The 8002-nt window shown below is 58.5% G+C and carries 8 protein-coding genes and 1 pseudogene; all 9 read right to left on the minus strand.

The window, feature by feature from the left end; all coding sequences use genetic code 11:
• Positions 1-199 (minus strand): ATP-binding cassette domain-containing protein (locus WFM46_RS21665; protein WP_336998511.1); only part of this gene is annotated, 199 nt, incomplete at its 3' end.
• Between the two features lie 9 nt (positions 200-208).
• Positions 209-1006 (minus strand): urea ABC transporter ATP-binding protein UrtD, encoded by a 798-nt coding sequence (gene urtD, locus WFM46_RS21670; protein ID WP_336998512.1) that lies wholly within the window; start codon positions 1004-1006, stop codon positions 209-211.
• Entirely contained in the window at positions 1006-2079 is a 1074-nt protein-coding gene (gene urtC, locus WFM46_RS21675; protein WP_180210346.1) for an urea ABC transporter permease subunit UrtC, read from the minus strand. Before urtC ends, urtD begins: the two co-directional genes overlap by 1 nt.
• Entirely contained in the window at positions 2079-3653 is a 1575-nt protein-coding gene (gene urtB, locus WFM46_RS21680; RefSeq protein WP_336998513.1) for an urea ABC transporter permease subunit UrtB, read from the minus strand. Before urtB ends, urtC begins: the two co-directional genes overlap by 1 nt.
• 23 nt (positions 3654-3676) lie before the next feature.
• Positions 3677-4948, minus strand: coding sequence for an urea ABC transporter substrate-binding protein (urtA, locus tag WFM46_RS21685; protein ID WP_103824459.1), 1272 nt, complete (start codon positions 4946-4948; stop codon positions 3677-3679).
• A 202-nt stretch (positions 4949-5150) separates the two neighbouring features.
• A complete protein-coding gene (locus tag WFM46_RS21690; protein WP_336998514.1) occupies positions 5151-6254 on the minus strand; it encodes a cobalamin-independent methionine synthase II family protein in 1104 nt (367 codons plus the stop codon).
• A gap of 315 nt (positions 6255-6569) precedes the next feature.
• The gene (locus tag WFM46_RS21695) at positions 6570-6893 is read right to left on the minus strand and encodes a hypothetical protein (protein WP_180210348.1); all 324 of its coding nucleotides are present in this window, start codon (positions 6891-6893) and stop codon (positions 6570-6572) included.
• 115 nt (positions 6894-7008) lie between these two features.
• A complete protein-coding gene (locus WFM46_RS21700; RefSeq protein WP_231736623.1) occupies positions 7009-7143 on the minus strand; it encodes a hypothetical protein in 135 nt (44 codons plus the stop codon).
• A gap of 309 nt (positions 7144-7452) precedes the next feature.
• Positions 7453-7571 (minus strand): annotated as a pseudogene (locus tag WFM46_RS23925) (hypothetical protein); the annotation flags it as partial.
• Positions 7572-8002 lie beyond the last annotated feature (431 nt).

Raw genomic sequence — 8002 nt, forward strand, 5'->3', positions numbered from 1 at the left:
GGGTGAGATTTTTTCCCTGCCAGAGGATCTCCCCGTTGCGCGCCGGGATCAGCCCCATCAGACACTTCAGCAGCGTAGTTTTACCTACACCGTTGCGCCCGAGCAGGCAGGTGACTTCGCCGGGCAGCGCCTCAAAGCTGACCCCGCGCAGGATGTGGCTCCCGCCGTAATACTGATTGAGTTCATTAACCTTAAGCATCCGCGCTCCTTAGCGTCCAAGATAGACTTCAATCACCTGTTCGTTGGCCTGCACGTCGCGCAGCGACCCCTCCGCCAGCACCCGGCCCTGATGGAGCACCGTCACGTGATCGGCAATGGTTTCAACAAAACCCATGTCATGCTCCACCACCATCAGGGAGTGTTTACCCGCCAGGGTGCGGAACAGCTCGGCGGTATACTCTGTTTCGGCGTCGGTCATCCCCGCGGCCGGCTCATCGAGCAGCAGGAGATGCGGCTCCTGCACCAGCAGCATGCCGATCTCCAGAAACTGCTTCTGGCCGTGGGACAGCAGCCCCGCCCGGCGATGCCGCTCCCCGCCGAGGCGCAGCAGGCTCAGCATCTCGTCGATCCGGACCCCCTGCTCGCTGCTCAGCCGGGCGCGCAGGCTGGCCCACACCGACTTATCCCCTTTCATCGCCAGCTCAAGGTTCTCCCATACCGTCAGGGCCTCAAACACTGTTGGCTTCTGGAATTTGCGCCCGATGCCCTGACGGGCAATGGCTATCGGGTCGAGGGTGGTGAGATCCGTTGTCTGATCGTAAATCGCCCGCCCGCTCTGGGGCCGCGTTTTACCGGTGATAACATCCATCAGGGTGGTTTTCCCGGCGCCGTTGGGACCAATCACGCAGCGCAGCTCCCCCACGCCAATATTAAGCGACAGATCGGTAAGCGCTTTAAACCCGTCAAAGCTGACGTTGATCCCCTCCAGCTGCAACACCGGGTCGGTTTGATCGCGGTAACGATCTCCGGGAAGCTGGCGGGTAAATAACGCTTCGGCTGGCTGCATTATTTATCTCCTTTGCGCAACAGGCCCGTGACCCCGCGCGGTAAAAACAGCGTGACGGCAATAAAGATCAGCCCCAGAAACAGCTGCCAGTACTCCGGCATCACCACGGTAAAGAGGCTTTTCGCGCCGTTGACCAATGCCGCGCCAATTACCGGGCCGATCAAGGTTCCGCGTCCGCCGAGGGCCACCCAGATCGCCGCTTCGATGGAGTTGGTAGGCGACATCTCGCCGGGGTTGATAATGCCCACCTGCGGAACGTAGAGCGCCCCGGCCAGTCCGCACAGCACCGCGGACAGGGTCCAGACCAGCAGTTTGAAACCACGGGGATCGTAGCCGCAGAAGGTGAGCCGGTTTTCCGCATCCCGCACCGCCGTCAGAATGCGGCCAAATTTGCTTTTCGCCAGCGCATAACCCACCGCCAGCGAGGCGGCCAGCAGCAGCACGGTGGCAATAAACAATCCGATACGCGTGGTGGTGGCGGTCACGGAAAAGCCCAGCAGCGTGGTAAATCCGGTAAACCCGTTGTTGCCGCCAAAGCCCGTTTCATTGCGGAAGAACAGCAACATCCCGGCGAAGGTCAGCGCCTGGGTCATGATCGAAAAGTAGACCCCCTTAATCTTCGAGCGGAAGGCAAACCAGCCGAACAGCAGCGCCAGCAGGCCCGGAACCAGCACAATCAGCACCAGCGCCCAGGCGAAATGTTGGGTGCCCCACCAGTACCAGGGCAATTCGCTCCAGGAGAGGAACGACATAAACGCCGGTAATCCGTCGCCTGCGGCCTGACGCATCAGGTACATTCCCATGGCGTAGCCGCCGAGGGCAAAAAAGAGACCGTGGCCGAGCGAGAGCATCCCGGCGTAGCCCCACACCAGATCAAGGGCCACCGCGACAACGGCGTAACAGAGAATTTTGCCTACCAGGGTCAGCATCCAGGTCGAAACGGCCAGCGGATGGCTGGCGGGCAGCAGCGCCAGAAACGGCAGCACCAGCAGTGCCGCCAGAATCAGGGCGCCGAGTATCGGTACGCTGCGCGGCGCCTTGCGCGCCAGCGTTAAGGTCAGTGGCTGGCTCATCAGTCAATTACCCTCCCTTTCAGTGCAAATAACCCCTGCGGGCGCTTCTGAATAAACAGAACGATCGCCACCAGAATCACGATTTTTCCGAGCACGGCACCCATCTGCGGCTCGAGGATCTTGTTGAAAATCCCCAACCCAAAGGCGGCCGCCACGCTGCCAGCCAGTTGACCCACACCGCCGAGCACCACCACGAGGAAGGAGTCAATAATGTAGCCCTGACCCAGCTCCGGCCCGACGTTCCCCAGTTGCGACAGCGCCACGCCGCCGAGCCCGGCAATCCCGGAGCCGAGCCCAAAAGCCAGCATATCGACGCGCCCGGTGGGCACTCCGCAGCAGGCGGCCATGCTGCGGTTCTGCGTTACCGCCCGCACGTTCAGCCCCAGACGGGTTTTGTTGAGGATGAGCCAGGTGAAAAACAGCACCAGCAGTACAAAGCCCAGCACCACCAGTCGGTTCCACGGCAGGATCAGGCTGGCATAGACCTGCACGCCGCCGGAGAGCCATGCCGGGTTCGCCACTTCGAGGTTCTGGGCCCCGAAGAGCATGCGCACCAGCTGGATCAGCATCAGGCTGATACCCCAGGTGGCGAGCAGCGTCTCCAGCGGACGGCCATACAGATGACGGATCACCGTGCGCTCAAGGGCCATACCTACCGTCGCCGTCAGCATGAATGCCACCGGCAGCGCCACCAGCGGATAAAAGGTAAGCCACTGTGGGGTAAACTGCGCCATCGCCTGCTGCACCAGCCAGGTGGCGTAAGCCCCGAGCATCAGCATCTCCCCGTGCGCCATATTGATCACCCCCAGCAAGCCATAGGTAATCGCCAGCCCGAGCGCGGCCAGCAGCAGAATGGAGCCCAGCGACAGCCCCATAAACGCCTGCCCCAGCAGGTCGCTTATCGTCTGACGATGCTGGATCTGGCGCAGACTTTCCGCCGCGGCCTCGCGTACTTCACCATCTGGCTCCGTCTGGGCGTGGGTATAGGGCAGCAGGCGGGCCTGCACTTCCGGGTCGCTCGATTCTCCCAGCAGCGTCACCGCCTGCTTGCGCACCGCGGGTTGCGGGCTGGTCAGTTGCAGACTAGCGACGGCGAGGCTCAACACCTGCCGCACCCCCTCGTCCTTTTCACTCGCCAGCTGGCGTTGTAAAAACGGCAGCATCTGCGGCTGGGGATCGCGCTGAAGCTGGCGCGCCGCCGCCAGCCTTTCGGTGACACTGTCACCTGTCAGCTGATGGGTAGCGAGCGCGGTGGCGGCCAGCACCCTCAGGCGGTTGGTCAGACGCACCGCTTTAGGTGAGCCCTGCGCCTGAGCGGCATCACCGAGGGGGATTAACCCGCCCGCCTGGCGGGTAAAAGCGTGTTTGTTGTCGTCGACAACGACATTCTCTTGCTTCAGCGCCCGCAGCAGCGGCAGCCTGGCCGGATCCGGCGCGGCGGCCCACTGCTCCAGCAGAACGGCCTGCTGGCTGCGGCTGGCGGCAACAAAGTTATCGGCGTCCGTTGCCTGCGCCATCCCTGGCAGCAGTCCGGCAAGCCATACGAGAGCGAAGATCGTGCGCATGACGTTCATGGCTTTACCTCTCTGATCCGGATTCAGTTGCTGGCGGTTTTAATCGGCGTATCGGGTTTTTTGTCGTTTCCGGCGATGAACGGGCTCCACGGCTGGGCGCGTACCGGCGCTTCGGTCTGCCACACCACGTTGAACTGGCCGTTACCCTCGATTTCACCGATCATCACCGGCTTATGCAGATGGTGGTTGGTGGCATCCATGGTCAGGGTGAAGCCCGACGGGGCTTTAAAGGACTGGCCCGCCATCGCCGCACGCACTTTATCCACGTCGGTGGTGCCCGCTTTTTCGACCGCCTGGGCCCACATGTGGATGCCTACGTAGGTGGCTTCCATCGGATCGTTGGTCACGACCGTATCGGCGTTTGGCAGCTTCTGCGTTTTCGCCCAGTTTTTGTACGCCGCAACGAAGGTCTGGTTGGCCGGGTTATCCACCGATTCGAAGTAGTTCCACGCCGCCAGGTTGCCCACCAGCGGTTTGGTGTCGATGCCGCGGAGCTCCTCTTCCCCCACCGAGAAGGCGACAACCGGTACCTCGGTGGCTTTTACGCCCTGGTTCGCCAGCTCTTTGTAGAACGGCACGTTGGAGTCGCCGTTGATGGTGGAAACCACTGCGGTTTTGCCTGCGGCGGAGAATTTCTTGATGCTGGCGACGATGGTCTGGTAATCACTGTGGCCGAACGGGGTGTAGACCTCTTCGATATCTTTATCCTGGACCCCTTTAGAGTGCAGGAAGGCGCGCAGAATTTTGTTGGTGGTGCGCGGGTAGACGTAGTCGGTGCCGAGCAGGAAGAAGCGCTTCGCCGCCCCGCCGTCTTCGCTCATCAGGTACTCCACCGCCGGGATAGCCTGCTGGTTAGGCGCGGCCCCGGTGTAGAAGACGTTCGGCGACATCTCTTCCCCTTCGTACTGCACCGGGTAGAACAGCAGACCGTTCAGCTCCTCAAATACCGGCAGGACCGATTTGCGTGACACCGAGGTCCAGCAGCCAAACACCGCCGCCACTTTATCCTGGCTTAACAGCTGGCGAGCCTTCTCGGCAAACAGCGGCCAGTTGGAGGCGGGGTCCACCACCACCGGCTCCAGTTTTTTACCCAGCACGCCGCCTTTGGCGTTGATTTCGTCGATGGTCATCAGCGCCACGTCCTTAAGCGGCGTTTCGGAAATCGCCATCGTTCCGGAGAGGGAGTGCATGATGCCAATTTTAATGGTGTCGGCGGCCTGCACGCTGAAACTCATCCCCATGGCCACCACAGAGGCCGACAAAGCAAAAGCTTTTAACAAGGTACGACGATGCATAATTTTCACTCCTGAAAGAAACGCTGTGCGAAATCGTCCGTTACGGCGTGGACGCAGAAAAAGCATTCAGGATGAGACAGAGCAAAAAGGATGCCAGATCGAATAGAGAGCAGAATCAGTGGGCTGGAGAGGATTTTTGAAGCAGGCGCGGATCAGAATGGCACAGCGTTGCACTTTATTAATGCAACGCTGTGAGAAGCGGTTACCAGACTTCGCTGGCGATTTGCGTGACCAGACGCACCTTGTCCCACTGCTGCGCTTCGGTCAGGGCGTTCCCCTCTTCGGTGGAGGCAAAGCCGCACTGCGGGCTGAGGCAGATCTGATCTTTCGCGACATACTTCGCCGCCTCTTCCAGACGCGCTTTCACCCCTTCCGGGTTCTCCAGCTCGCCGCTTTTGGTGGTGATCAGACCCAGCACCACCTGCTGCTTGCCCGGACGGATAAAGCGTAACGGGGCAAAGTCGCCGCTGCGATCGTTGTCATATTCGAGGAAGAAAGCATCGACGTTGACGGTACCAAACAGAATCTCGGCCACCGGCTCGTAGCCCCCTTCGGAGATCCAGGTCGAGCGGAAGTTGCCGCGGCAGACGTGCAGCCCGATGGTCAGATCGTCCGGCTTGCCCTCCAGCGCCTTGTTCAGCACACGGGCATAGGTACGCGCGAGCTGATCCGGGTCAACACCCCGCTCACGGATCTGACGGCGCTGATCGTCCGAGCAGAGGTAGGCCCAGACGGTGTCGTCCAGCTGCAGATTGCGGCAGCCCGCGTCGTAGAAGGCGTGGATAGCATCGCGCCAGGTCTGCGCCAGATCGTCGAAGTAGACCTCCAGATCCGGGTAGACCGTGGCATCGATGACTTTACGCCCACCGCGGAAATGCAGCACGCTCGGGCTTGGGATGGTCATCTTCGGCTGGGCATTACCGCTGATGCTTTGCAGATAGCGAAAATCGTCGAGCATCGGATGGCTGCCGAAGCCCAGTTTGCCGGTGACGCGCACGCCGTGGGCTTTGGTCTGCACGCCGTTAAACTGAATGCCTTGCTCAGATTCGTAGCGCTCCACCCCCTGCAGGCCGTCGAAGAAATCAAAGTGCCACCAGGCGCGACGAAACTCGCCGTCGGTCACCACCTGCAGGCCGCAGGCGCACTGCTGTTCAACCACGTGGCGAATCGCCTCGTCTTCTACCGCACGCAGCTGCTTCGCGTTAATCTCACCGCTGGCGAACTGGATCCGCGCCTGCTTGATGGCGTCGGGACGTAAGAAGCTGCCTACCACATCGGCACGGTACGGGGCGTGTTGTCGCTGCATGATTTTCTCCTTTAACTGCCGCCAGGTAGTTGCCGACAGTGATAATTCATCTCTTGAAGCTTTAGCCTTCTGGACGGCTAAATGTCTAAAAAAGATGTCACAGTGCCGGACTGACGGCAAACGAGAAAAATTCACTGGTGTTGAAAAAAATTCATGTTGCGGCTGATAAGCAAAAAAAACCGCCAGAGACTGGCGGTAAATGCTTGCATGGATAGATTTGTATTTTGCTATCTACGGACCCGGTATTCCATACCAGGCTGCGGATCGTAAATAAGCTAGCATGGGGAAGATAAATAAAGACTAAACAACGTTGCGCTATAGCTGCGGGCTGTTTGCTCTTTTAAATTGCCAGGCGCGGGATAAAAGCCAGAGAAGGGTGCAGGCAACCACCGGCACCAGCCAGTCGAGCAGGCTGGCGACGTTCCAGACCTGCCAGTCAAACCCGCCCCACCACGGCATATTGGCGCGCTTGCCGTGACCAAACAGGGCAATCCAGCGGTATTCAGCCTGAGTCTGTTCCCGGGCGACAAACCACAGCGAACCCAACGCCCCGCCCGTGCCCCACCGATTCCATTTCAGACCGCACAGACACTGGACACTAAGTGCCGCTAATGCGTGCATAAAAGGGGAAAAATCCATTACGTCTCCTGCCACTCCCGTTGTGCATTGTTTTCCAGTTTAATCTTTTACCTTTAGACAACATAGCGGTGCACGCTTTACATAAAAAAACCGCCCGAAGGCGGTTATTAAATTTTTATAGCGGTCTCCTGGTGATATCAGGGTCATCCTCGACCAGCGGGTCATTCACATCAGGTGTGTCAGGAATATCATCATCAGGAAGCGGTTCATCATCAGGAAGAGGATCAACGTAATCTGGACGATCGGTCATAAAACCTCCGTCAAACTTGGTTATGAGAGTCTACTTAGACTTACCCGGTTTCTGTTTGGACTGGTCATCTTTCGGGTTCTTTTGAGACTGCTTAGATTGATCTCTGTTTGAACCTTGCTCATTGGATTTCATTTTGAACTCCTGTTGGCATATGCGGCAAATCGCCACCTTTAAAATATAAGGCAAGCTTATGGTTATATCGAGCGAGGCGTGAGGATAAACAGAAGGTTCAACTGAGCTGGCAGATGCATCTTTCAGGTGAAAAAGCCGGGCACTGCGCCCGGTTCTGTTTTCAGCCTGAAAAAGCGCTTACGCACTCAACCCGCGATTCCCCACCACCGTTCAATCTGCGGATCGTGCCCACGCCACTGGCGATAAAGTTCAGCTAAATCAGTACGATTCCCGCGGGACAAAATCGCCACACGGAATCACAAGCATATTGCTTACCTTCAGACGTTGTCCGCGTGCTGCGTTGCGCTATGCGCTTATAGTCCCAGGTATGAGAATTTCAGATGCGAAAAAGCCCCGGCTAAATGCCGGGGCTTAAAGGGGTTGGCCTGACCTCGCGGATAATTCCAACTTACCGCCGTCCATTGGCGACGAGGCCAGTGGCGCGGGATGTTATAGATAACAGTTAATTGGAAATTAGCTCTTAGTGCTCATATTGGTGGTGGTAATGGATCACTGATTACTTTTGTCTCACCGTTGTCGCAAATATCATCGCCCTGGGTCAGATTCCAGATACGAGTAATGATTTGGCCCATTTCCAGACCTTCGGTTTCACCATGGGTATAATAGTCGCCAGCGGGTCAATATCGTGGGCTATCGCGAATCATAACGACGACTGGGTGTAAGTGGA

It is taken from the genome of Leclercia sp. M50 (assembly GCF_037150775.1).
In the GTDB taxonomy this organism is placed as follows: Bacteria; Pseudomonadota; Gammaproteobacteria; order Enterobacterales; family Enterobacteriaceae; genus Enterobacter.

Excerpts from the sequence above, each read along its gene's own strand:
- WFM46_RS21695 (WP_180210348.1), bottom strand. The coding sequence starts at position 6,893 with ATGGATTTTTCCCCTTTTATGCACGCATTAGCGGCACTTAGTGTCCAG.
- urtC (WP_180210346.1), bottom strand. The coding sequence starts at position 2,079 with ATGAGCCAGCCACTGACCTTAACGCTGGCGCGCAAGGCGCCGCGCAGC.
- WFM46_RS21700 (WP_231736623.1), bottom strand. The coding sequence starts at position 7,143 with ATGACCGATCGTCCAGATTACGTTGATCCTCTTCCTGATGATGAACCG.
- urtA (WP_103824459.1), bottom strand. The coding sequence starts at position 4,948 with ATGCATCGTCGTACCTTGTTAAAAGCTTTTGCTTTGTCGGCCTCTGTG.
- urtB (WP_336998513.1), bottom strand. The coding sequence starts at position 3,653 with ATGAACGTCATGCGCACGATCTTCGCTCTCGTATGGCTTGCCGGACTG.
- urtD (WP_336998512.1), bottom strand. The coding sequence starts at position 1,006 with ATGCAGCCAGCCGAAGCGTTATTTACCCGCCAGCTTCCCGGAGATCGT.
- WFM46_RS21690 (WP_336998514.1), bottom strand. The coding sequence starts at position 6,254 with ATGCAGCGACAACACGCCCCGTACCGTGCCGATGTGGTAGGCAGCTTC.